The following is a 22,704-nucleotide window of genomic DNA, read 5'->3' as shown; positions in this document are numbered from 1 at the left end:
TTCCGTATGGCATTCCCATTTGCTGCCCTTGCGGATAAGCCGGCGCCATCGGGTATCCTCCATAAGGCTGGGACCACCCCTGCATAGGCATCCCGGTATATGGCGGCGGATCATCCATTTCCTCTGCCATATGGGGATGATGGTGTCCATGGTGGTGGTGTCCATGATGATGGTGCCCATGGTGATGGTGGTGGTACTCCATTGATGATGAACTGGACGATTCATCTCCCCAGTGCTGTGGCATTACCCCATATTCTGCAGCCGGCATGACTGCTGGCATTTGGCTATACATCGGCATTTGGGGCATATACCCGCCCATTGGCATCTGCGGATATCCCATCATCCCCTGCACCTGGGGCATCATGGGATAAGGATAGCATGGATCGCAAACTGGCATCACCGGCGGCGGACAGCAATATTGTGGATACATCGGCGGACAACCTCCTTGTATAGGCATGGGCATGGGCATTACTTCCATTTCAGGGACTTCCTCTTTTACTTCCACTTCTTTTTGCTGCTGCACCTGTGCTTGCATTTGATTCATATTCATCATATAGTAGTTGCTTATATCAATTTCAGGGAGCGGCTGCGGCATGACCGGCTGGTAGATTTTTTGCGGCACTTCTTTTTTTATGACTTCTTTTTTCACTTCCTTGTGAACTTTTGGGGGATGATGATGGTGCTCTTTTGGCATTTCTTTATGACCTCCGTGCGGCACATGGGGCTTTTGTTTTTTTACATGTGTCCCACTGGCCGGAACTTTTATTTTCATACCGGGCATGATCATATCCGGGTTTGACAATTGCGCGTTCATCTTTTTTAGCTCTTCGAAATCAACGCCATACTTTTTGGCGATTTTCCACAGAGTATCCCCCTTCTGCACGATGTGGATTTTCACTTGTTTCCCCTCCTCAGGCATGAGTCCATATAGTGTATGATTTATTGGGCAAATTGTTATTCATCTTCTCAAAAATACATATGAAAGTGGAAGTTTATTTATGCAGGAGAACAAATATGCTACTATTTAATAAAGAATTTGAACGGAGGACACAGGCGCATGAATAAAGAAAAAGAAAAGAAGCTGCTGGGAGAAGACAGAAGGGAATGGATCCTGAACTACTTAAAAAACAGCTCCGGTCCTGTCACTGGCACAGCCTTGGCTGAGAAGTCCAATGTGAGCCGCCAGGTGATTGTGGGAGACATCACTTTATTGAAAGCACGGAACGAGCCGATTATTGCCACAAGCCAGGGGTATTTATATATGCGGATCGGAAACCAAGGGCTCGCAGAAAGAATCATTGCCTGCCGGCATGACCGGAGCCAGGCGGAACAAGAGCTGAATATCATCGTTGACCATGGGGTGACGGTTAAGGATGTTACTGTGGAGCATCCCGTGTACGGGGATTTGACCGCTTCTATCATGGTTTCGAACAGAAAGGATGTCCAAGCTTTTTTGAAAAGTATCCGTAAAACGAATGCTTCCCTTCTGTTGGAATTGACTTCAGGTTTGCATTTGCATACTTTAACTGCACCCGATGAACAAATGATATTGAATGCGGAAAAAGCCCTTCATGAAGCCGGCATTTTGGCAGAGGAAAATTAAAAAGCGGGATCGCCTCCTGAAGAGGTGTCCCGCTTTTTATTGGTTTTTCGCTTTTCTACTGTCCAGCTCCGGCCGCCATCAGCTCAAGGTCGCTTCAGTCCAGCCAATGAAGTCTGAAAAACGACTTCACTGCCTGGACCTCCGACGGACAGGAAGTCCTAGTGCCACCGACGCCACAGGATGTGGCGCTTGGAGGCGGCCAGCGCTTGTCGCCGATGAACAGGCGGCCTTCGCTTTTCTCATTGTCCAGCGACGTACAGGATGTGCTAGTANCCAGCCAATGAAGTCTGAAAAACGACTTCACTGCCTGGACCTCCGACGGACAGGAAGTCCTAGTGCCACCGACGCCACAGGATGTGGCGCTTGGAGGCGGCCAGCGCTTGTCGCCGATGAACAGGCGGCCTTCGCTTTTCTCATTGTCCAGCGACGTACAGGATGTGCTAGTACAGGCGAAGCGACAGGACGTCGCTGCTTGAGCCTGCCTTCGTCGTTGTGTTTCCTTTATCTCGTCGGAGCCGCTCCAGTCTGTACGTCGATGGGCAGGCGCTTACGCTTTTCTATTTACCCTCCAGAACTAAGGACTTCCACTTTAGCAACAAATTCCAGTCTGCGGAATTTCGCAAGCAGTTCATCCATATCCACATTCATTTCAGTAATATCCAATGACAAGGTGACATTGGCCCTGCCTTGCAATGGGATTGTCTGGTGGATGGTCAGCACGTTGCATTTGGAGGACGCTACGATTCCAAGAAGCTTGGAGAGCGCTCCCGGCTTGTCTTCAAGGAAGAAAAACAGCGAAATGATTTTTTCCTTTACAACCGTATGGAATGGAAAAACCGTATCTTTATATTTATAAAATGCGCTTCGGCTCAAGTCGACTTGCTGTACCGCATCCCAAATGGATTCCGCCGAACCTTTTTCAAGCAATGCCTTTGCCTCCAAAGTTTTTTTCATTGCTTCCGGCAGCACATCTTCTCTCACCAAAAAAAACTTATGGTCAAATTCTCTTTTCCCCAAGGCACTCCCCTCCATGCAAAGAAGACCTAATCGACAAACTCAAATTCAAAATCAAGCAATCGTACTGTGTCACCGTCTTTTGCCCCTCTTTCCCTAAGGGCGTCGTCTACTCCAAGTGATCTGAGCTGGCGTGCAAATCGGCGTACGGACTCTTCCCGCGAAAAGTCTGTCATTTTAAACAAGCGTTCCACCTTCGCCCCGCCGACTACGAAGCTTCCATCCGGATCACGTGTGATGGTAAATGGAACTTCCGCCTCTTCATGCTTGTAAACCACACGGTTCACTGCTTTTTCTATATCACTCTCTTCATAAAGCGGGAATTCCGGTGTCTCTTCCAGCTTATCTGCTATGGCAAACAACAATTTCCTCAATCCCTGTCTTGTCAATGCCGAGATGGGATAAATGGGATAATCCTGCTGAAGTTTTGCCTTGAATTTTTCGAGATTGCCTTCTGCTTCCGGCATATCCATTTTATTCGCCACAATGATTTGAGGCCTCTCCATCAGCCGGAGATTATATTCTTTCAGCTCTTCATTGATTGTCATAAAATCTTCATACGGGTCGCGGCCTTCAGCCGCTGACATGTCGATGACATGAACAATGACCCTTGTCCTTTCCACATGCCGGAGGAATTGATGTCCCAGGCCAACACCTTCGTGCGCACCTTCAATCAATCCTGGCAAATCCGCGATAACAAAACTTCTGTCATCGTCCGTCTGGACAACGCCAAGGTTAGGCTTGATTGTTGTAAAATGATAGTCCGCAATTTTCGGCTTCGCCGCAGAGACGACAGAAAGAAGGGTTGATTTTCCGACGTTTGGAAATCCTACAAGCCCTACATCCGCCAGGAGCTTCAACTCAAGGACAATATTCCTCTCTTGGCCCGGCTCGCCATTTTCGGCTAATTCCGGTGCCGGATTTGCAGGTGTGGCAAAGCGGATATTCCCCCTGCCGCCCCTGCCGCCTTTCGCAATGACGGCTTTCTGTCCATTTTGAACCAAATCGGCGATGACTTCACCGGTCTGTTCATCTGTTACGACCGTTCCCGGCGGCACCTTGATGATCAGGTCATCAGCACCTTTTCCATGCTGGCCCTTGGACATGCCGTTTTCACCGCGCTGCGCCTTGAAATGACGCTGGTAGCGGAAATCCATCAACGTTCGCAGGCCTTCATCCACCATAAAAATGACGCTGGCGCCCTTTCCGCCGTCTCCACCCGCCGGACCGCCCATTGGCTCATATTTTTCACGCCTGAACGCTACCATGCCGTTTCCGCCATCGCCGCCTTTGACATAAACTTTTACTCGATCAACAAACATTTCTGACACTCCAATCTGCCAACTAACCGTTCACTTGAAAAATAACGCCTGGATCAGCCAATCGTTTTCCCCTACTTGGTCAAAAGTGACCTGATCAGGATATTGATCATGGCTCTGCAGCCAACTTTTCAGTTCCGTTTCATTTTCTATTATACCGTTGAACTCAAAAAGAAACCGTACCATTTCGTCTGTTGGTTCAATTTTTACAAATAAGCAATTTTCATAGAAGGGCAAAACAGCCTTATTCAGCTGTTCAAAAAAGCTGCCGGTCCATTCTGTAAGCAGGTCATCATTCAGGCGTATTTTTTTGGGCAATGTGACAAGTTCATACTCAACCTTGAAATGATATTCATTCCAATTATGTGTTAATAATTTTTCGGCGAACCGGGGGAGTTCGATATTGGAGAGCATCGCCTCCTGCTGCATTTCCATTACAATTTCATCCATGATCCGTTCCGCTTGCTCCGTTTTCCCCAGTGAAATATTTCCTTTTATGAGCTGCAGTCTGTTTAACCAGTCATGGCGAGTATATTTTAACGTTTCAAGAATCGTCCAGTTTTTACTCATCCCTTTTCTCCTCAGTTAGACTTATTAACTATATATTATAACAAAATTACCACTACTGTATGGAGCAGGATGCTGCTTTTATGTATTCTGAACAAAAAAGCTCCAACCGGAATTTCGGTTAGAGCTTTATGTTTATTATGCTTCTTGAGCTTCTGGGTAGACACTCACTTTTTTCTTGCTGCGGCCGAACCGTTCGAAACGGACAACGCCGTCAACTTTTGCAAATAGCGTATCGTCTTTACCGATGCCCACGTTCTCACCAGGATGAACCTTTGTTCCGCGTTGGCGGTAAAGGATGGAACCGCCGGATACAAATTGGCCGTCCGCACGTTTCGCACCTAGACGCTTCGCTTCAGAATCCCTGCCGTTTTTAGTGGAACCTGCTCCTTTTTTGGATGCGAAAAATTGAAGATCCAATCTTAACATGTTGATTCACCCCCTGTTTTTAAAAGTAATGTTGATGTATTCTTTGTAATCACGTTCTATCGTTTGCAAAGATATGGCCATGGCTTCAAGGAGGAGCTGAACCCGTTCAGATGTATCCGCCGGCAAATCCCCCGGAATCGTACAGGAAAGAAAACCGCTTTCTGTCTGTTCAATGTCTGGTGTAATTCCTGTCAGGCTGATGACTGCATTGATCGATCCGAAAGCTACGGCCGAGGCCCCGGCACAAACAATGTCCTGGCCTTTTTCCGCGAATTCTGCGTGACCGCTCATCGTAAAAGAAGTGATCTTCCCCTTGTCGTCTTGGCAAATCTCAACAAAAATCATGCTCTCAACCCATTAAGCGTTAATTTTTTCAATAACCAGCTTTGTGAAAGGCTGACGATGCCCTTGCTTTCTGCGATAGTTCTTTTTAGCCTTGTATTTGAAAACAACAAGTTTCTTTTGACGTCCTTGTTCTTCAACCTTGGCTGTTACGGTAGCTCCTTCAACGAATGGGCTTCCCACTTTAACGTTGTCGCCGCCAACGAAAAGAACTTTATCAAATGTGAATGTATCACCTTCAGCCGCATCTACCTTTTCCACATAGATAGCTTGGCCTTCTTCAACTTTGACTTGCTTTCCGCCAGTTTCAATGATTGCGTACATATGCCGCACCTCCTTATTGACTAAGACTCGCCGAAAACAGGTGTCTATCCGAAAGACAGAACTTGAACCCGATCCGTGCGGTTGTAGCACAGGTGCTACAAACTAACATTGCAATTCTATCACAGACGCTTCTGCAAGTCAACGACTGCTTTTAAATGCCCCTTAAGCACTTTAGCGTGCCGGGGGCAGGCCCCTTTCAATCATTTGAAACAATTTCTTTCAAGCGGGCGTTCACCTGTTTTTTTGCAAAGTAAACGTGCAGCATTTCATTTTCATCCATTGAGCGGATGCTGTCCACATGAATCAAATGCTTGCAGTCACGCTGGAATTTTTCCATCGCCTGATAGATGAAATCAGTCCCTCTCGCCTCAATGACTTCAAGCCTCTTAATGCCCGACTGCTTGCCGTAATACCTTTCAAGCAAAAACCTCATGAATGCATACCTGACCTGCTTCCATTCCAGCCAGAGACTCAAGTATAAAAAAAGCACAACAATCCATAAATGCAGATTGAACGGCGCGATTATGATCATAATAAGGTGAATGGCAGTTAACATAATCACCGAGCTGATCAGTGTCTTTTTCATTGCATGCAAAAAAGGGGTCCTTGCCGATAAAAGTAGATAAAGGAATTTGCCGCCATCCAGCGGCCAAACCGGCAGCAGATTAAATAAAAAAATCATCAAATTGAATTTATGGAACAGAAGCGCAGACTCCATTGTAATCAATCCGGCAGTTTCCAATAGGAAAGCGCCGCCCGCGAGCCAAATATGCTGAAGCGGCCCTGCTGCCACGATGATCAGCTCTTCAATAATCGGACGGTTGCCGTGTTCATCGACCTCACATGTACCACCGAAGGGAAGTATCAAAATCCGCTTGATTTTCCAGGAGAAAAACCGTGCCGCCGCTGCATGTCCAAGCTCATGGATAAAAACAATCAAAAATAATATGGAGAGCTCCCAAAAATAACCTGTCAAAATCGCAATGCCTGCTACAACCCAAAAAAGAGGATGGATCCTGACTTTACCCAGAAGCCGCCCATATTTAATCAAGATTCATCACCTGAATCGGATCGACAAATTCATCCTCTTTTTTAATCGCAAAATAGTATTCACCATAATTTTCATCTTCATTAGGGGATACTGTTCCAATCACTTGCCCTCCCTTGACATGCTCATGCGGCTTTACCTCAGCTTGGCCCATCTTTCCATACCAGGACTCGGTATGATCGCTATGCTGGATGATGACCGTTTGGCCGATATCCTCTTTTTTACCTGAAAAAATGACCACGCCGTCCGCAGCGGCCTTCACTTCGGCTGTACTTTCAGTCTGAAACATGACCCCTCTTCCATCATGTGAGAAGCCTTCTGATATTTTCGCTCCTACAGGCAAAGCGTAATCACCTTCTTGGCCAAGCTGAATGCCCTCGTCCTTTCTGTCATTTGGAAAAAGGACGAGCGGTTTGCCGAATTGATTTTCATACCAATTTGCAACTGCAGCGAATTGAAACTCCTTTCCCATCGCTTTCTTGACGATGGAACGTGCATCGTCAAATGCGGGAGAAGATGATTGAAAAAGTATGCCAACAATCAAAATGAGAGCAATGGACGAGAGCAGCTTTAACATAAATATTTCTTTCCGCCATAAAGGGTGCAGGGTTGTTTTCGGTTCATAAATATTCCGGTCATCATCCGAAAAATAATCAGGAACATCATACATGTATTCATTGGGCTTTTCCATTATCCTGCCGCTTGCCCGCCTTCTTTTGGCAATCCGCTTTCTTATTTTGTTGGCCCGATGGCTCATTATCCACCAGCTCCCTTGACTAAGTTTCTACTAACGTATGACTTGTCCTTGATGAATATGACGTAGAAAGCGGATGGTGCTGAGCCGGATTTGTTTCAAGGCGCACAGCAAGCAAAAATATAAAAGGAAGTTTTTGCAGTATCCCGACAAAAACTTCCTTTTCAAAAAAATCTATGTAAATGTATCAGGATAATCACTGCTTCAACGCCCGCAAAAGCAAGCTTCGCATTCCTGCTGCGTTAAGGTTCCGCGAATGTTTTTGAGGAACTCCGACGCGTTACGACCGAACACCGAAAAACTGTTTGATCCGTGCAAACATTCCCGTTTTTTCCTCATCCAATGATTGAAGCGGTACAGATTCACCCAGTATTCTTCTACCTATGTTCCGATAGGCTATGGATGCTTTGCTGTTCGGATTAAGGGCGATCGGCTCGCCTTGGTTGGAAGATTTTATGACTTCTTCATCATCCTGGACAATCCCCAATAAATCGATGGACAAATGCTGGGTAATTTCATCTACGTCCAGCACTTCCCCTTCTTTCATCATCTTGCTCCTGATTCTGTTGATGATCAATTTAGGCGGCTCGATGTGTTCTTCTTTTTCAAGAAGGCCGATAATTCTGTCGGCATCCCTTACAGCGGATATTTCCGGTGTTGTCACGACTATTGCTTTATCGGCGCCCGCCACCGCATTTTTAAATCCCTGCTCAATACCTGCTGGGCAATCAATTAATACATAATCGTAATCTTGTTTCAGATCGGAAACAAGATTTTTCATCTGCTCCGGGCTTACAGCTGTTTTATCGCTAGTCTGAGCCGCCGGGAGGAGAAAAAGTTTATCTTCAAATCTTTTATCCTTGACGATCGCTTGATGAGGCTTGCATCTTTCTTCCACTACATCGACGAGATCGTAAATGATCCGATTTTCCAGGCCCAGTACTACATCCAGATTACGGAGTCCGATATCCGTATCTATCAAACAGACTTTTTTGCCCTGCAAGGCAAGCGCTGTACCGAGATTTGCGGAGGTGGTAGTTTTTCCGACCCCTCCCTTGCCGGAAGTTATGACGATCGCCTCACCCATAATAATGTCCCCCTTTGAATCTAGTAATATTCGGCCTTAAAGTTTTTAGCACTTGCAGCCTGTCAATGATTATCTGATCGTTGTTATCAATATAGGCACATTCCATTTGATGGTGCTCCTCCTGGTCATAATGATCAGGGGCACGGCTGATGCAATCAGAGATCCGTAGCTGTGAAGGGGTCATGAAGGAAGCGACGATGACGGCCTCATTTCGCCCAAAATAACCGGCGTGTGCAATTCCCTTTAACGCCCCCATGATAAAAATATTTCCCCCGGCTCTTACAGTTCCGCCGGGATTAACATCCCCCACAAGCAGCAAGTCGCCCGCAACCTCCAAAACCTGGCCGGATCTTATAATCGCGGCAACAGACGTCACCTCTTGGCTTTCTGCCATCTTCCGGGCATCTTCTTTTGTGATGACATCACTTTCTATTTCTTCGACGATCAGATTTTTCTTTTGGCGGATCAGCTCTTTCAACTCTTCCTCCTGCCCGGCCGTCAAATAGCGGTAACCTGTCAGGACCCGGACCGAAATAAGCTGACTTTCCTCTGAACCTTGCAATTCAGAGAGTTTTTCCTCCAGCTCTGATAAAATCTCATCATATGAGCATCGATCATTCAATTGGAGCGAAAGGCCGCTTTTCGTGCCTTTTATCATCACGTTTTGTGTTTTCATGTCAAGCGGGCACCATACAGATCGCAGAGGAATGCCCTATTTCTCCTTTCAAAGACAAACATCACTTTAACAGTGCAAAAAGAAAGCTTCATTTTCTCTATTTTCGACAAACGGCATCAATTTTCCTCTTTTGGAAAATTTTTTACATGCCTGCTGTACTATTCTGAAAGCAGTTCTTTCTTTCTGTTTTGCAGCCATCTGGAAAGAGGAAAGAAAATGATTAAATAGAAAATAAGGTTCAAAATCAAAGTCGGTATCAGGCGGTTATATAAAAATTGACCCGCTGTCATTTTGACATCGAATAAAAGTATATTCAGGCCGTATACAAGGGCCTCTGTCAAAGCGACGATGACCAGGACGGCCAACCCTAATGCCAGTACATTGATTTGCAACACTTTCATCATTTTGGAAGCCGCATAAACAGCGATGGGAAAAAGAAACAAATAAACCCCGATTACGCCCGTATAATATATATCGAATAACAAGCCGAAGATTGCAGCATAAATCAAGGTCACATTCCGGAAATAGTAGATTCCCATCATTACCAGAACGACTAAAAGAAAACGGGGAACCATGATCCGGTCATCCAAGAATGAAAATGACGGAAGAAATTCAACGAATAGGCTTTCTCCGTAAAAACAAAGGACAGTGATAAGAGGAAGAATAAACCGTTTCATCATTCCTCACCCTTATCTTCCGCACTCGGCATTGAACGGGCTGCCACCATCACATGCTCGAAATCATAGAAATCGGCCGACGGCTTCACATAGGCTGTCTGGGTTAGGCCAAACTGATCAAGGGTAAGCTCTTCGACCTTACCTATATCAAGCCCTTTTGGAAAAATCCCTCCCAAACCGGATGTAACTACACTTTGGCCGGGCTTCAATTTCGCCTCATCAATGGGCAAATCCTTCATAAGGAGCATTTTCTTCTCTTTATCATAGCCGTCAATCAATCCGTAAACGGATTTTTTCCCTTTAATTTGAATTTCAGCTGCCACACGATATCTCGCATTATCGGAACTTAGCAACTCAATGGTTGATGTCATTTCTGACGTACTGACTACTTTCCCTATTAAACCTTTTGCTGTGATCACAGCCATATCAGGCTTAATTCCGCTCTTTTTCCCTTTGTCGATAATGATCTGCTCGTACCAGCGGTCAGGCGCCCTTCCGATGACTGTTCCCTGAATAGGCGTGAATTGTCTTAAATCTTCTTTTTTTTCTAAAGTTTCCCTAAGCTCATTATTATCTTTTTTCAAATCCGCTATTTCTTTTTCAAGCTTTGCAAGTCCCTCTAAGCGGGCCTTTAATTTTTTATTCTCTGTATATGTATTTTGCAAATCATCAATATTCTCGAAGAACGCAGCAAATTTATGGGCTGGCTTCGCTGCAAGTGATTGGCCAAAACCTACAATATCCTTCACAAACTGTTCAGGACGGGAAATATTTTCTCTCTCCCTTAAGGAAAAACCAATTAATGAAACGAGAATAATGATTCCGATCAGCAAGATGATGAGACGCTTGTTAAGAAAGAAATTCGGCATCATATCCACCTCTAACTTCTAATTGCCTGCCGGCTTCCGGCAACATGGAAAAGCAGAGCACCGCTTGGCAAGCGGCCTCTTGCTTTTTACAATCCGATTACTAAGCCCGATCTTTGAACATATTGATATGGTCAAGCGCTTTTCCTGTACCGATTGCAACACAATCAAGCGGTTCTTCAGCAATAAGTACAGGCATTTTGGTCTCATCACTGATTACATTATCCAGGTTTCGGAGCAATGCACCGCCGCCTGCCAACACGATCCCTCTGTCCATAATGTCAGCTGCCAGTTCAGGAGGAGTGTTTTCAAGTGTATTTTTCACAGCGTCAATAATGGAATAGACGGTGTCATGCAATGCAGCAGAAATTTCTTCAGCGGTGATTTCAATCGTTTTTGGAAGCCCTGTTAACAAGTCGCGTCCCCGTATTTCCATATTTTCGATTCCATCGGTTTCACCGGCAGAGCCGATCTCCACCTTGATCGTTTCTGCCGTTCTTTCCCCGATCAGCAGATTGTAGGTTTTGCGGATGTAGTTGACGATAGATTCGTCAAAGTTGTCCCCGGCAATACGGATGGAGTTGCTTGCGACAATGCCTCCAAGGGAAATGACAGCCACTTCTGTTGTTCCGCCTCCGATATCCACAACCATGCTGCCTGTCGGTTCCCAGACTGGAAGGTTCGCCCCGATGGCCGCGGCAAACGGCTCTTCAATAGGATAGGCATCGCGCGCTCCGGCTTCCCTTGTAGCATCCAGGACCGCCCTTTGCTCAACGGCAGTGATTCCGGAAGGCACACAGACCATCACGTAAGGCTTTCCGCTGAATGAGCCTTTCGCTTTGGCGGCTTGTTTAATGAAATATTTCATCATGGTAGCGGTTGTTTCGTAATCCGCGATGACTCCGTCCCTCATTGGGCGCATGGCGACAATATTACCGGGTGTACGCCCGATCATATTTTTGGCATCATTGCCGACCGCAACTATTTTCTTTGTATCCGTGTTGATGGCCACTACAGATGGTTCACGTAAAACGATCCCTTTTCCTTTTACAAATACAAGGGTATTGGCTGTACCCAGGTCAATTCCTAAATCTTTTGTACCGAATCCAAACATGATATGTATCTCCCTTTCTAACCCCATTGCATTTCTATTTTTAACGCTTTAAAAAGAAATAAGCCTGGAAATATTGGTAATATCCGTGTTTACTCGACAAAAATCACAAGACTTATTATATCTTATCGCCCCTAAAAATCATAGTGTCACATCAATCCTTTTTCTTTCATGCTGACATATTTATTATCGCCGATGATCAAATGGTCGAGGATTTCGATTCCCATGATTTTTCCGCATTCGACAAGTCTTTTTGTCACTTCAATATCTTCCCTGGATGGTGATGGATCTCCGGATGGATGATTGTGTAAGCAAATGATGGATGCAGCAGACCTGCGAAAGGCTTCCTTGAAAACTTCACGTGGATGGACTATGGAAGCATTCAAGCTCCCGATAAAAATGGTTTGCCTGTGGAGGACCTGATTCTTTGTACTCAGGTAGAGGCATACGAAGTGCTCCTGTGTTAAAAATCTCATATCGTTCATGACATAATTGGCCCCGTCTTCGGGACTTCGGATAATATATCGGTCATCATATGATAGATTGCTGATCCGCCTGCCAAGCTCAACGGCAGCGGCTATTTGAACGGCTTTGGCCTTTCCGATGCCTTTTAAACTCATGACCTCTTCCAAAGCCGCTTCCTTCAGCCATAACAAGCCGCCAAATTGTGTCAGCAGCCTGTTTGCCAATTGGAGTGCGGACTCGGATCTCGTTCCTGTCCTGAGCAATATGGCAAGGAGCTCATGGTTGGAAAGACTGACTGCCCCATGGTTGACAAGCCTTTCCCTTGGCCTTTCCTCAGCCGGAAAGTCCCTTATCATCAATGTATCTGATTTACTCATTGCTTCCTCCCTTTTCAATATAATTGCGGAAAGCCCATGTGTTTCAAGACCCGGCAGAGACGGCCGATCGGAAGCCCGACAACCGAATAATAATCACCGTGTATAGATTTTACCAGCAGGCCGCCCTGTCCCTGGATGCCGTACCCTCCTGCTTTATCAAAAGGTTCTCCGCTATCCAGATACCATTCAATTTCTTCGTTGGATAATTCCCAAAACGTCACATCGGTCTTTTCATAAAAGGTTCTGACAGACTCTCCATAAACGACGGAAACCCCTGTATAGACGGAATGGGTACAGCCTGACAAACCCAAAAGCATTTTCCTGGCAGATTCCCTGTCAGCCGGCTTCCCAAGCACTTTCTCTTTGTGGGCCACAACAGTGTCAGATCCGATGACATACGAATCCGGATATTGATCTGCAGCATTCTTGGCTTTTCTTTGAGCCAATATGGAAACAATTTCACTTGGTGTTAGATTCTTGTCGACTGATTCATCTGCATTTGGTGAATAGATGGTAAAAGGGATGGATAACTTTTCCAGAAGCTCTTTCCGACGGGGTGATGAAGAAGCCAAAACGAGGTTGGGCATGTAACAAATCCTGCCTTTCTGATCAAATGGGAGATACAACTCCATCGTATCAAATCAGCCGCAAATAAACAACTGCCCAGATAAAGAGCAGGGCAAATCCCTATATGGGTTGCCCTGCTTTTTCTTGTGTGAATTACTATTCTTTTTTGCTTTTTTCACTTCAAAAGAGACCCGTTAGCTTTAGACAGAGGACCCCTTGGATGCATCATAATATACTTTTAAAAACGTCAACAGGGACTGCTGCGCTTTTGCCAGGCTTTCCCGGTTTTGGGAGGCAGAATAAGCACCGAGCTGCTTGATGGTATCTTCCAATTGGTTTCTTAAGTCAACCGCAACTTTTTGTTGGATATTTTTCTCTTCATAATTTTTGATTGTTTTTTCTGTATCCTGCAATGCCTGTTCATTTATTTGGCCGCTGAAGCGGGCATCGGCCGTCTCTTTAGCAAGGACTGCGAAAAGTTTCGGTGCTTCCTTCATCCATTCTGCCTCTGTTTTTGTTTCAACTTTTATCTGTTTTTCGGGAATAATAAACTCCTTTGCATACACATCTATTCCCTGGGCTTTATAATCATCCGCCAAAGTTTTTGCCGATGCCAGATCTTCTGAAATTCCGATGAATAAAAACTGTTGTTCATCTACATTCAGTGAAATAGTCGGTAAACCCTTGCTTGTAAATTCCCCGGAGAAGTTTTCCGCAGCCTCTTCAGTAGAAAAAACACCGCCCTGGATGACGGCTGCAGATAATCCCGGCATAGTTGCCGTCAAAGCCGCTCCCTGTTCTTTGCCGCTGTCGGGTGCGACAGCCGGCGCCGCATCCGTCAATGTAGTGCCGTTTTCCGGATTTACTGTAAGCTTCAATACAAACAAGCCGAATCCCAGGCCAATCGCCACTGCCAATATACTCGATATTAAAAATCCGGTTTTGTTAGGCGAAAACTTTTTTTTAAAATACTTCGGTATGTTAATTTTCGGACTACTCTCCTGATCTTTGGGTTCTGGGATACTTTGTACGGGCTGGAACTCCGGAACTTCCGGAATGTTTTTTTCCGGTAAAACCCATTCAAATTCATCATTTTCAAGCCTCTCTTCGGCGGCTGCAGTTTCCTTTTTGGCCTTGCTCCAGTCCTTGATGACGACTTCCTCGTTTAATGGCTGCTCTTTGCCATTGATTTTAATTTTCATATCTTTTTTGGCCTGCCTTTTTTTACGCGCCATATCATTAATCCTCCCGCTCTTTCAGATTTGTTCATAATGCTAGCACGCCAAAATAAAAAAAGGACAAGACTTTTGTCGTCTCGCCCTTAAAGGATTTCGCCAATTTCTCCTTTGGTTATTCGTAATATGAAAATATATTTAGAATTTCACCACAATGTGTGATTTTACATTGAAAGACTATCGCGAAATGGCGTCCTGCAATTTCTTGTAAAACTTTTATATTCTTACAGCCTTTGCATGCTGGCTAGTGAAAATCTGCTTTTTCATTGAACATCCTTATAAATAAAAATGATGAATGCCATAGTTTATTGAACCATTTCAAATAGGCTTCAATAACTACTATATAACAACTTATTCAAGATAAGTATATGAATAGAAAAATTGGAGTTGTCGTGAAAGTGTTATTGCCCAAGTTTTATATTTTAACAGCAAAAATCACATAGTATGTATATACTCGGCGACCTTGTTTCTGCCTGCCCGCTTCGCTCCGATATAAAGCGCACGGTCGGCATACTTGATTAAGGATACCGCATCCCGGGCTTGGTCAGGGGCTGTTGCTACTCCGATGCTTGCAGTCAAGCGGATCTCTTTAGGTGCTTCCGAATCTCCCAAAACATCCTGCACAAAAAAGATATGATCCTCAATCTTTTTCCGGAGAGTTTCAGCCAAATGGCGGGCTGCTGCCTGTTCTGTATCGGGGAGCAGAACGACAAACTCCTCCCCGCCGTATCTTGCGACCAGTCCCTTCTCTGCAACTGTCGATTTCAGCAAAGATGCCAACTGGCATAGTGCCAGGTCTCCCGATTGATGCCCGTATGTATCGTTTATATTTTTAAAGTGATCGATATCAATCATAATCAGAGACAGCTTTACCAGTTTCCCCGTCTCAAGATCCGCCATTCGTTCATTCAAATGCTGGTCAAAGAACCTGTAATTCGGTATATTCGTCATTGTGCAAATTTCGCTCTTCCGCTTCGTCTCTTCATAATGCCGGGCGTTACTCAGCGCAACAGCCAGATAGGAACATAAAATATCGACAATCATCAACTGATATTTTTTGTATACCTTTTCATTTGCAGAAGCGAGAAAAAGTACACCTTCTACATGTTTTCCCCGCATAATCGGTACACACATGATGCTTTCCGCGTTTTCGGGCGAATATCCGTACGAAAATTTTTTCCATTCCGATTTTTCGTTAAATATGACGCCTTTTTTGTTTTTTAAGACATATCCGCTGATTCCCTTTTCTTTGCTCATTGTATAGTCCGGCTCAAGGGGCGCTTTCTCCTCCTGCTCTAAATGGCTTATGACAACGAGCTCATCACCTTCCAACCTGAATATGTAAACCCAATCAGCAGGCAAAGTTTTGGTTATTTTGTTGATGAACAAATGAAGTATATTTTCTTCATCCAGCCGCTCTGTCAGCTGATGGCCGATTGCCACGGCTTTTTGCAGATGTCTATTGATATTCTGGGAATAACGGTTCATTTTCAATATAATCAGCAAGCCGATAAAAGGTATTCCAATTAGAAGAAAGGCAATAGGGCCCAATAATCCCTTTAAATGGAACAAGGCGATTCCCAACGGGTAAATAACTATCCGTATCCCTGCATTCCAAGCCAATCCCCTGCCGAAGAACTTCTTTCGGTTCCCCAGAAAAATAGCGGCTGCCGGCTGCAGGATCATTGCTGTTATAAAATTTAGCAAGATAAATATGGTGCCAGGAAAAACGATGCTTTCCACCGTGGTTTGTCCGATTTTTCCCCCGAAAGCAAAAAACCCCAAACCCGATATAAGAGATATGAGAGAGAACATGGAGGAAAAGAGTAAAAATCGATACGGCTGCTGGTATTTCAGATTTGCAGCCAATGCAGCCGTAACGGTTGCCACCTGTAATAAAAGCATCTCAAAAAATAAGCCGTGGGACAGAAATGCCGCTATCGTAATCCATTGCGTCAAAAACATAGCAGTTCCGTTTACTGTCAAAGGAAGCGAGGCAACAATCATAATAATCGCTGTATAAGCTGCAACGTCCCATATCCCCAATGCCTGCGGAGGAGAAAGTTTGAAAGCAAACCAGTGGCCCGCCGGTACCACAATAAACCAAAAGATCCATAAAAATATCTTTTTCGGCCGGTTCATAGCTTTCCCCTCCATAAAAATAGTTAAATAGACTCACTTCTATAGTCATGATAACAAATGATCAAGTTTTTGTCACCCATTATGAGAAAATTCAAATTGTATCTAACCCTTCAATATATTCATAATGAATGGCTTAGCCTCGGATATAAAATAGAGAGAGCCTGTTACAGCCAGAACGTCTTCAGGGGCCAGTTCACTGATCATTCTTTTTATGAGCGAACGCCAATCACGTTCAGTTGAAGCATCGTCCATTTTTCCGATTTCCTTCAATTTCGAGGCGGCAGCCGCTCTTGGGAAGTCAAACTCAGTCAAATACACCTCTGCATTGATGTTTTTAAACAGCTGCAGCATTACAGACAGATCTTTGTCTTCAAGCGCCGCGAAGATGATCTTGGCCTTTTTTTCCCCATACCTGTCTTTCATCGTGGAAAGGAATGCTTCCAGCCCCTCCGTATTATGGGCTCCGTCTAAAATCACCGTCGGATTTTCTCGTAAAACCTCCATCCTTCCCGGCCAATACGCTTTCTCCAACCCCTGTCTGATTTCATTCTCTTTTAAATGCAAAAGCCCTTTTTCTTTCATATGCAAAAGACTCGCAGCTGCCAGGGCAGCATTTTCCGTCTGGTGGTGCCCCAAAAGCGAAACCTTCAGATTTTCATACCGCGTTTCCTTCATCTGAAAGGTAAACATTTCACCGCCTTGGACTGGTTGATAGTTTTCAATAGAAAAGTCAATTCCCAGTTGAAAAATGTCCGCCTGCTTCTTTTCCGCTTCCGCCCGGATGACAGAAACTGCTTCTTCCTGCTTCGCTCCTGTAAACAACGGAATTCCTTCCTTGATAATTCCTGCTTTTTCGTATGCGATTTTTCCAATGGTGTCACCTAGGATGTTGATATGATCCATTCCTATATTCGTGATGATTGTCATGAGCGGCTGGATTGTATTCGTTGAATCAAAGCGTCCCCCAAGCCCCACTTCCAAAATAGTGAAGTCGATCGGGCGAATGTTTGCAAAATAATACATCGCCATGGCTGTAATGATTTCAAATTCTGTCGGCGGACCCAGTTCCCCTTTTTCCAGATCTTCCGCCAAAGGTTTGACAATGCGGACCAATTCAATCAAATCATCATCTGAGATTGGGCTGCCGTTGATGCTGATCCGTTCATTAAACGACTCTATGTATGGGGATGTAAATGTGCCCACATCATAACCCGCTTCATTCAAAATGGAGCGGAGAAAAGTGACGGTCGAACCCTTTCCGTTTGTTCCTGCCACATGGATGGCCTTTAACTTCTTTTCCGGGCTCCCCATCTCCTTTAGAAGCCATTCCATCCTTGCCAATCCCAGGTTGATTCCGTGTTTTAACCGCGAGTGAATCCAGGAAATAGCCTCAGAATATGTATTCACTAAGTATTCCTCCATTCGTTAAATAAGGGAAGCAAATCCGTCTCGGACTCACTTCCCCCTTTTAAATTCCGGTATTTTACTTCGTCCAGCTTTTCAGTTGGAAGACTTCAGTTCTTTGATGCGTTCTTCTACTGTAGCGCGTTTGGCTAGATAATCTTTTTCTTTCGCGCGCTCTTCGTCAACTACCGCCTGCGGTGCTTTATTGACAAATCTTTCATTGCTTAACTTCTTCTGAACCCTTTCCACTTCACTGTTCCACTTCGCCCATTCTTTTTCCAGTCTCGCGATCTCTTCTTCAATATTCAAGAGACCGGCTAACGGAAGGAACAGCTCAACTCCTGTAACGACTGCAGTCATCGCTTTTTCCGGTGCTTTCAAACCGACTTCCATGACAAGCTCTTCAGGATTGCAGAATCTTTCGAGGTAGTTCTTGTTTTTTTGTAAAATATCAAGCACTTTTTCATCCTGGGCTTTGAGCATAAGTGTGATTTTTTTGCTCATCGGCGTGTTTACTTCAGCCCGGATGTTGCGGACAGAACGGATGATGTCCATCAATATCTTCATTTCATTTGCCGCATCCCGGTCAGTCTGCTCTTCTTTAGCCTTTGGCCAGGAAGCTATTGTAATGGATTCTCCTTCATGGGGAAGGTTCTGCCAAATTTCTTCGGTGATAAACGGCATGAACGGATGCAGGAGTCTCATTGTCTGGTCAAGGACATGGGCCAAAACAGAACGGGTCATTTTCTTCGCAGCTTCGTCCTCTCCGTATAGCGGGAGCTTCGCCATCTCAATATACCAGTCGCAAAGATCGTCCCAAATAAAGTGATACAGTACCCTTCCCACTTCTCCGAACTCGTACTTATCGGAAAGCTTCGTCACGGTTTCAATCGTATCGTTTAGTCTTGTCAGAATCCATTTGTCCGCAACTGATTTTTCAGCGGATAAATCAATCTCATCAAATGTAAAGCCATCCATGTTCATTAATGCAAAACGGGATGCATTCCAAATTTTATTGGCGAAATTCCAAACAGATTCGACTTTTTCCATGCTGAATCTGAGATCATGCCCAGGTGAACTTCCCGTAGCGAGGAAATATCTCAGGGAGTCAGCCCCATACTTGTCGATGACATCCATTGGATCGACACCGTTGCCAAGGGATTTACTCATTTTGCGGCCTTCCGCATCCCGGACAAGGCCGTGGATCAATACATCATCAAAAGGGCGTTTTCCTGTGAATTTCAGGCCTTGGAAAATCATTCTGGATACCCAAAAGAATATGATGTCATACCCCGTCACAAGGCAATCTGTCGGGTAATAGCGTTTAAAATCTTCAGCTTCGGCATTAGGCCAGCCCATTGTGGAAAAAGGCCAGAGTGCAGAGCTGAACCATGTGTCAAGGACGTCCGGATCCTGTTCCCAGTTTTCCTCATCTTCAGGCGCTTCCTGCCCGACATATAATTCGCCGGTTTCTTTATGATACCAGGCCGGAATCCGGTGCCCCCACCAAAGCTGCCTTGAAATACACCAGTCGCGGATATTTTCCATCCAGTGCAAGTATGTCTTTTCAAAACGATCGGGAACAAATTGAACTTTATCGGCTGATTGCTGGAGCTTGATCGCTTCATCAGCCAGTGGCTGCATTTTTACAAACCATTGTGTGGATAAATACGGTTCAACAACAGCACCGCTCCGCTCGGAATGTCCGACTGAGTGCATATGCTCTTCAATCTTGAACAGGATGCCTTCTTCCTGCAAATCTTTTACGATTTGCTTTCTGCAGTCGAAACGGTCCATTCCATTATATTTGCCCGCCTTTTCGTTCATCGTGCCATCTTCATTCATCACGAGGACGCGCTCAAGATTATGCCTGTTTCCAATTTCAAAGTCGTTCGGGTCATGGGCAGGCGTAATTTTTACTGCACCTGAACCAAACTCCATGTCCACATAATCATCCGCCACTATCGGGATTTCTCTACCCACAATCGGCAAAATGACCGTTTTTCCAATTAAATGCTTATATCGCTCATCTTCGGGATGTACGGCAACAGCGGTATCTCCCAGCATGGTCTCAGGACGCGTTGTGGCAATTTCAATCGACCCGCTTCCGTCCGCCAATGGGTAGCGCATATGATAGAAGGCCCCCTGTACATCCTTGTAGATGACCTCTATATCGGAAAGGGCCGTTTTCGTCGCCGGATCCCAGTTGATGATATATTCCCCGCGGTAAATGAGACCCTCGTTGTATAAACGGACAAATACTTCACGGACGGCCTTTGACAACCCCTCATCCAGCGTAAAGCGTTCGCGGCTATAATCCAGGCCCAAGCCGAGCTTCGCCCACTGCTGCCGGATAAAATCCGCATATTCTTCCTTCCAGCTCCATGTCTCTTCCAGAAACTTTTCCCGGCCCAAGTCATAGCGGTTTTTTCCTTCCTTCCGAAGCTGCTCTTCGACCTTCGCCTGCGTAGCTATCCCCGCATGGTCCATGCCGGGCAGCCATAATACATCATAGCCCTGCATTCTTTTCATGCGCGTTAAAATGTCCTGCAGCGTTGTATCCCATGCATGGCCCAAATGCAGCCGGCCCGTAACATTGGGAGGCGGGATGACGATGGTGTACGGGTCTTTTTCCGGATTGTTTTCCGCCTCGAAAAATTTCCCTTCAAGCCACCATTCATATCTGTTTTTTTCAATCGTCAGCGGATCATATTTCGTTGGCATATCAATATGATGGTTTTCCATGGTTATCCTCCTTAGGCATTCGCCTTTTAATCAAAATAAAAAGCCCCCTTCGTTAAAAGGACGAAGGGAGCATATTCGCGGTACCACCTTTTTTCACAGGCTTTAATGAAACATAAGCCCGGCACTCATAAATCTAACGGATTTTCTCCGGCATTCGTTACTGGATTGTTCACGAATGCTGCTCAAGGGTGACCTTTCCGGTGCTTACGCTTAGGAAATCTCACAGCAATGATTTCCCTCTCTGAAAGCGGATGGCAACATACTTTTCCCTTTCAACGCATGTTTTCCTCATTCATATATTTAATATAGTATGAAAAGATTCGTGTGAAGTCAAATATGATGATAAGAAAAGCGGAAGCGCCTTGCCCATCGACGTACAGACTGGAGTGCCTCCGACGAGATAAAGGATAAGGAAAGGCGTAGAGTGCCTGCTTATCGGCGACAAGCATAAGACGAATTTTGATGAGGGAGCTTTTCAGCCACCACAGCAATTCGGCTTGGTCCTTGCGCCGATGGCGCCTGGAGCTGGACATTATGTAATCTTTGTTTGAAGAGAAAATTCGGTGAAATTCTATGCTTTAACTATAAAAAAATTGATGACCCTTCGCTTTCGGATTTACTCTCAGCTTTTCAAAAATACTCTTCACTGCAGACACGAAATCGGACATTGACACATATTTTATTAAAGAAGAATTTTGGGGGAGGTACGGAGAGTGAAAAGAAAACTGAACCAGTATACATTACGGACATGGATGAGGACATTCAAAGATGCATGTAAGCAGCTGATTATTCCGTTCACCATTTTTCAGGCTATTCGCACCATCCTGTTTCCTTCCACATTCGATGTATTGCTTTTGACTGTTTTTATCATAATAGCCCTTTCATACCATTATGATTTAATATAAATACCCCTGCCATTATTAACTGGGAGGGGGATCGCTTGCTTCATTTTTCCGCTTTTCCATATCCTCTAATTTCATCACAATATATTCCGTGTTCTTCATATACCAATACTGCTTCTGCAATTGACGGACAAACTTATACTCGTTTTTGTCTCTCCCTGCCGAAAAATAATTTTCGGCAACTTGGAAAATCCTCTCCGGATGCGCCAGGTAACTCAGAAAAAGAAGCATCTCCTCTTTTCTGAACGGAAAATACCTAAAATATATGGATAGCCATTCAAGCCCGTCATCAAAACGGTTTGGATATGTTTTTAAGGATCTGGAAAAAAACGGCAGGAGGTCATGGATGGGTGAAGCTGTCCTTGCCATTTCAAAATTTGCAAAATAACCAGCCCCATTTTCATTATATAAAAAGTGTTCAGGCGAAATTTTCCCATGAACAATCACGCTTCTGGCTTTTGTCTGTTCTTTTGAAACATCATACCACTCATTAAACTTTCCAATTGAATAGTTCTGGGCCAATGTGATTTCATGATAAAATGTGCAGAAAAGCAGTTGAAAAGGCGACATATACCAATCTTGCTCAGCACGTTCGACATACTGCTCGAGGGCTTCCTTTTCCTTTTCCCAGCGTGCCAGCGTCAGATCGTAATGTTCTTTCCGGTCTTCTTCAGCCACCTCTACCTCCCTGGCAGATATCGTATGAAGGCGGGCAAGCTCACGAAAAAGCTCACGGCTTTTTTTCATATGCCCTTCTCTTTCCCTGTTATCGAGCCAGGGCATTAAATAATACAGCCTGTTTTTCACCAATACTCCATACCGTCCATCCAACGTCGGGTAGATCGGCACTATCCGGTGGTATCCCCGCTGATAAAGCAGCTGGATATACTGTAAAAAATCGACCCCATGGTTTGCATTGATCCTTTTTAAAGCAAACGTTCCCTTGTCAGTGTATAGCTTATGGACACGCCCATATCTTTCTGCAAATTTTAAATGCAAGCCATATAGTTCAACAATGGAATGGATATCCGTTTCACGATAATCGGTCAT

At 44.9% G+C, this 22,704-nt stretch carries 23 protein-coding genes, 1 pseudogene and 2 other annotated features; of the genes and pseudogenes, 3 read left to right on the top strand and 21 right to left on the bottom strand.

Annotated elements, in window-relative coordinates; translation table 11 throughout:
- Positions 1–744 precede the first annotated feature (744 nt).
- Positions 745–898 (bottom strand): annotated as a pseudogene (gene safA, locus D4N35_RS18685) (SafA/ExsA family spore coat assembly protein); the annotation flags it as partial.
- A gap of 159 nt (positions 899–1,057) precedes the next feature.
- Between safA and D4N35_RS09205 the strand changes: the two are divergent.
- Both D4N35_RS09205 and D4N35_RS18105 read left to right on the top strand, forming a co-directional pair.
- The gene (locus D4N35_RS09205; RefSeq protein ID WP_120072740.1) at positions 1,058–1,603 is read left to right on the top strand and encodes a transcription repressor NadR; all 546 of its coding nucleotides are present in this window, start codon (positions 1,058–1,060) and stop codon (positions 1,601–1,603) included.
- Positions 1,604–1,938: 335 nt separating this feature from the next.
- Positions 1,939–2,079: a hypothetical protein gene (locus D4N35_RS18105; protein ID WP_164876334.1), complete on the top strand. Its 141-nt coding sequence runs from the start codon at positions 1,939–1,941 to the stop codon at positions 2,077–2,079.
- A gap of 85 nt (positions 2,080–2,164) precedes the next feature.
- Here the strand turns inward: D4N35_RS18105 and thrR are convergent, their stop codons facing one another.
- The 19 genes from thrR to D4N35_RS09110 all read right to left on the bottom strand — a co-directional run bounded on the left by thrR (position 2,165) and on the right by D4N35_RS09110 (position 20,752).
- A complete protein-coding gene (gene thrR, locus D4N35_RS09200; protein ID WP_208646288.1) occupies positions 2,165–2,635 on the bottom strand; it encodes a transcriptional regulator ThrR in 471 nt (156 codons plus the stop codon).
- A gap of 11 nt (positions 2,636–2,646) precedes the next feature.
- Positions 2,647–3,939: a GTPase ObgE gene (obgE, locus tag D4N35_RS09195; protein WP_120072736.1), complete on the bottom strand. Its 1,293-nt coding sequence runs from the start codon at positions 3,937–3,939 to the stop codon at positions 2,647–2,649.
- Positions 3,940–3,969: 30 nt separating this feature from the next.
- On the bottom strand, positions 3,970–4,506 hold the full coding sequence (locus D4N35_RS09190) for a Spo0B C-terminal domain-containing protein (protein WP_120072734.1): 537 nt from the start codon (positions 4,504–4,506) through the stop codon (positions 3,970–3,972).
- 135 nt (positions 4,507–4,641) lie between these two features.
- Positions 4,642–4,932 (bottom strand): 50S ribosomal protein L27, encoded by a 291-nt coding sequence (rpmA, locus tag D4N35_RS09185; RefSeq protein WP_018708263.1) that lies wholly within the window; start codon positions 4,930–4,932, stop codon positions 4,642–4,644.
- 6 nt (positions 4,933–4,938) lie between these two features.
- Positions 4,939–5,277 (bottom strand): ribosomal-processing cysteine protease Prp, encoded by a 339-nt coding sequence (locus D4N35_RS09180; protein WP_120072732.1) that lies wholly within the window; start codon positions 5,275–5,277, stop codon positions 4,939–4,941.
- Between the two features lie 12 nt (positions 5,278–5,289).
- On the bottom strand, positions 5,290–5,598 hold the full coding sequence (rplU, locus tag D4N35_RS09175; RefSeq protein WP_120072730.1) for a 50S ribosomal protein L21: 309 nt from the start codon (positions 5,596–5,598) through the stop codon (positions 5,290–5,292).
- Between the two features lie 13 nt (positions 5,599–5,611).
- Positions 5,612–5,691, bottom strand: a sequence feature (ribosomal protein L21 leader region).
- Positions 5,692–5,794: 103 nt separating this feature from the next.
- Complete coding sequence (locus tag D4N35_RS09170; RefSeq protein ID WP_120072728.1) at positions 5,795–6,649, bottom strand: M50 family metallopeptidase; 855 nt, start codon at positions 6,647–6,649, stop codon at positions 5,795–5,797.
- The gene (locus D4N35_RS09165) at positions 6,642–7,403 is read right to left on the bottom strand and encodes a M23 family metallopeptidase (protein ID WP_235870346.1); all 762 of its coding nucleotides are present in this window, start codon (positions 7,401–7,403) and stop codon (positions 6,642–6,644) included. Before D4N35_RS09165 ends, D4N35_RS09170 begins: the two co-directional genes overlap by 8 nt.
- A gap of 277 nt (positions 7,404–7,680) precedes the next feature.
- Positions 7,681–8,487, bottom strand: a complete 807-nt coding sequence (gene minD / locus D4N35_RS09160) for a septum site-determining protein MinD (protein WP_120072724.1) — start codon at positions 8,485–8,487, stop codon at positions 7,681–7,683.
- Positions 8,480–9,163 carry a septum site-determining protein MinC gene (gene minC, locus D4N35_RS09155; protein ID WP_120072722.1) on the bottom strand — a complete coding sequence of 228 codons (684 nt, stop codon included), beginning with the start codon at positions 9,161–9,163 and terminating at the stop codon, positions 8,480–8,482. Before minC ends, minD begins: the two co-directional genes overlap by 8 nt.
- A gap of 158 nt (positions 9,164–9,321) precedes the next feature.
- Positions 9,322–9,843, bottom strand: a complete 522-nt coding sequence (gene mreD, locus D4N35_RS09150; protein ID WP_235870345.1) for a rod shape-determining protein MreD — start codon at positions 9,841–9,843, stop codon at positions 9,322–9,324.
- Positions 9,840–10,709, bottom strand: a complete 870-nt coding sequence (gene mreC, locus D4N35_RS09145) for a rod shape-determining protein MreC (protein ID WP_120072718.1) — start codon at positions 10,707–10,709, stop codon at positions 9,840–9,842. Before mreC ends, mreD begins: the two co-directional genes overlap by 4 nt.
- A gap of 100 nt (positions 10,710–10,809) precedes the next feature.
- Complete coding sequence (locus D4N35_RS09140) at positions 10,810–11,820, bottom strand: rod shape-determining protein (protein ID WP_120072716.1); 1,011 nt, start codon at positions 11,818–11,820, stop codon at positions 10,810–10,812.
- Positions 11,821–11,966: 146 nt separating this feature from the next.
- On the bottom strand, positions 11,967–12,659 hold the full coding sequence (gene radC, locus D4N35_RS09135; protein ID WP_120072714.1) for a RadC family protein: 693 nt from the start codon (positions 12,657–12,659) through the stop codon (positions 11,967–11,969).
- Positions 12,660–12,673: 14 nt separating this feature from the next.
- Positions 12,674–13,246, bottom strand: a complete 573-nt coding sequence (locus D4N35_RS09130) for a Maf family protein (RefSeq protein ID WP_120072712.1) — start codon at positions 13,244–13,246, stop codon at positions 12,674–12,676.
- A 180-nt stretch (positions 13,247–13,426) separates the two neighbouring features.
- The gene (locus D4N35_RS09125; RefSeq protein ID WP_120072710.1) at positions 13,427–14,461 is read right to left on the bottom strand and encodes a hypothetical protein; all 1,035 of its coding nucleotides are present in this window, start codon (positions 14,459–14,461) and stop codon (positions 13,427–13,429) included.
- A gap of 435 nt (positions 14,462–14,896) precedes the next feature.
- A complete protein-coding gene (locus D4N35_RS09120) occupies positions 14,897–16,603 on the bottom strand; it encodes a sensor domain-containing diguanylate cyclase (protein ID WP_164876333.1) in 1,707 nt (568 codons plus the stop codon).
- 102 nt (positions 16,604–16,705) lie between these two features.
- On the bottom strand, positions 16,706–18,010 hold the full coding sequence (locus D4N35_RS09115; protein WP_120072706.1) for a bifunctional folylpolyglutamate synthase/dihydrofolate synthase: 1,305 nt from the start codon (positions 18,008–18,010) through the stop codon (positions 16,706–16,708).
- Between the two features lie 93 nt (positions 18,011–18,103).
- Positions 18,104–20,752 carry a valine--tRNA ligase gene (locus D4N35_RS09110; RefSeq protein WP_120072704.1) on the bottom strand — a complete coding sequence of 883 codons (2,649 nt, stop codon included), beginning with the start codon at positions 20,750–20,752 and terminating at the stop codon, positions 18,104–18,106.
- A 53-nt stretch (positions 20,753–20,805) separates the two neighbouring features.
- Positions 20,806–21,037: a binding site (T-box leader), on the bottom strand.
- Positions 21,038–21,465: 428 nt separating this feature from the next.
- Here D4N35_RS09110 and D4N35_RS09105 point away from each other — a divergent pair.
- The gene (locus D4N35_RS09105; protein ID WP_120072702.1) at positions 21,466–21,657 is read left to right on the top strand and encodes a YszA family small membrane protein; all 192 of its coding nucleotides are present in this window, start codon (positions 21,466–21,468) and stop codon (positions 21,655–21,657) included.
- 15 nt (positions 21,658–21,672) lie between these two features.
- Here D4N35_RS09105 and ysxE read toward each other — a convergent pair whose 3' ends face one another.
- The gene (gene ysxE / locus D4N35_RS09100) at positions 21,673–22,704 is read right to left on the bottom strand and encodes a spore coat protein YsxE (RefSeq protein WP_120072700.1); all 1,032 of its coding nucleotides are present in this window, start codon (positions 22,702–22,704) and stop codon (positions 21,673–21,675) included.

Source organism: Siminovitchia fortis (assembly GCF_003605365.2).
GTDB classification, from domain to species: domain Bacteria; phylum Bacillota; class Bacilli; order Bacillales; family Bacillaceae_C; genus Siminovitchia; species Siminovitchia fortis.
Note: the sequence above shows the minus strand (reverse complement) of the source record. Positions and strands in the feature narration are given on the sequence as shown.

Bases quoted from the DNA above. Each gene is read 5' to 3' on its own strand.
- D4N35_RS09205 (WP_120072740.1), top strand. From the start codon at position 1,058: ATGAATAAAGAAAAAGAAAAGAAGCTGCTGGGAGAAGACAGAAGGGAA.
- thrR (WP_208646288.1), bottom strand. From the start codon at position 2,635: ATGGAGGGGAGTGCCTTGGGGAAAAGAGAATTTGACCATAAGTTTTTT.
- obgE (WP_120072736.1), bottom strand. From the start codon at position 3,939: ATGTTTGTTGATCGAGTAAAAGTTTATGTCAAAGGCGGCGATGGCGGA.
- D4N35_RS09190 (WP_120072734.1), bottom strand. From the start codon at position 4,506: ATGAGTAAAAACTGGACGATTCTTGAAACGTTAAAATATACTCGCCAT.
- rpmA (WP_018708263.1), bottom strand. From the start codon at position 4,932: ATGTTAAGATTGGATCTTCAATTTTTCGCATCCAAAAAAGGAGCAGGT.
- D4N35_RS09180 (WP_120072732.1), bottom strand. From the start codon at position 5,277: ATGATTTTTGTTGAGATTTGCCAAGACGACAAGGGGAAGATCACTTCT.
- rplU (WP_120072730.1), bottom strand. From the start codon at position 5,598: ATGTACGCAATCATTGAAACTGGCGGAAAGCAAGTCAAAGTTGAAGAA.
- D4N35_RS09165 (WP_235870346.1), bottom strand. From the start codon at position 7,403: ATGAGCCATCGGGCCAACAAAATAAGAAAGCGGATTGCCAAAAGAAGG.
- minD (WP_120072724.1), bottom strand. From the start codon at position 8,487: ATGGGTGAGGCGATCGTCATAACTTCCGGCAAGGGAGGGGTCGGAAAA.
- minC (WP_120072722.1), bottom strand. From the start codon at position 9,163: ATGAAAACACAAAACGTGATGATAAAAGGCACGAAAAGCGGCCTTTCG.
- mreD (WP_235870345.1), bottom strand. From the start codon at position 9,843: ATGATGAAACGGTTTATTCTTCCTCTTATCACTGTCCTTTGTTTTTAC.
- mreC (WP_120072718.1), bottom strand. From the start codon at position 10,709: ATGCCGAATTTCTTTCTTAACAAGCGTCTCATCATCTTGCTGATCGGA.
- D4N35_RS09140 (WP_120072716.1), bottom strand. From the start codon at position 11,820: ATGTTTGGATTCGGTACAAAAGATTTAGGAATTGACCTGGGTACAGCC.
- radC (WP_120072714.1), bottom strand. From the start codon at position 12,659: ATGAGTAAATCAGATACATTGATGATAAGGGACTTTCCGGCTGAGGAA.
- D4N35_RS09130 (WP_120072712.1), bottom strand. From the start codon at position 13,246: ATGCCCAACCTCGTTTTGGCTTCTTCATCACCCCGTCGGAAAGAGCTT.
- D4N35_RS09125 (WP_120072710.1), bottom strand. From the start codon at position 14,461: ATGGCGCGTAAAAAAAGGCAGGCCAAAAAAGATATGAAAATTAAAATC.
- D4N35_RS09120 (WP_164876333.1), bottom strand. From the start codon at position 16,603: ATGAACCGGCCGAAAAAGATATTTTTATGGATCTTTTGGTTTATTGTG.
- D4N35_RS09110 (WP_120072704.1), bottom strand. From the start codon at position 20,752: ATGGAAAACCATCATATTGATATGCCAACGAAATATGATCCGCTGACG.
- ysxE (WP_120072700.1), bottom strand. From the start codon at position 22,704: ATGACCGATTATCGTGAAACGGATATCCATTCCATTGTTGAACTATAT.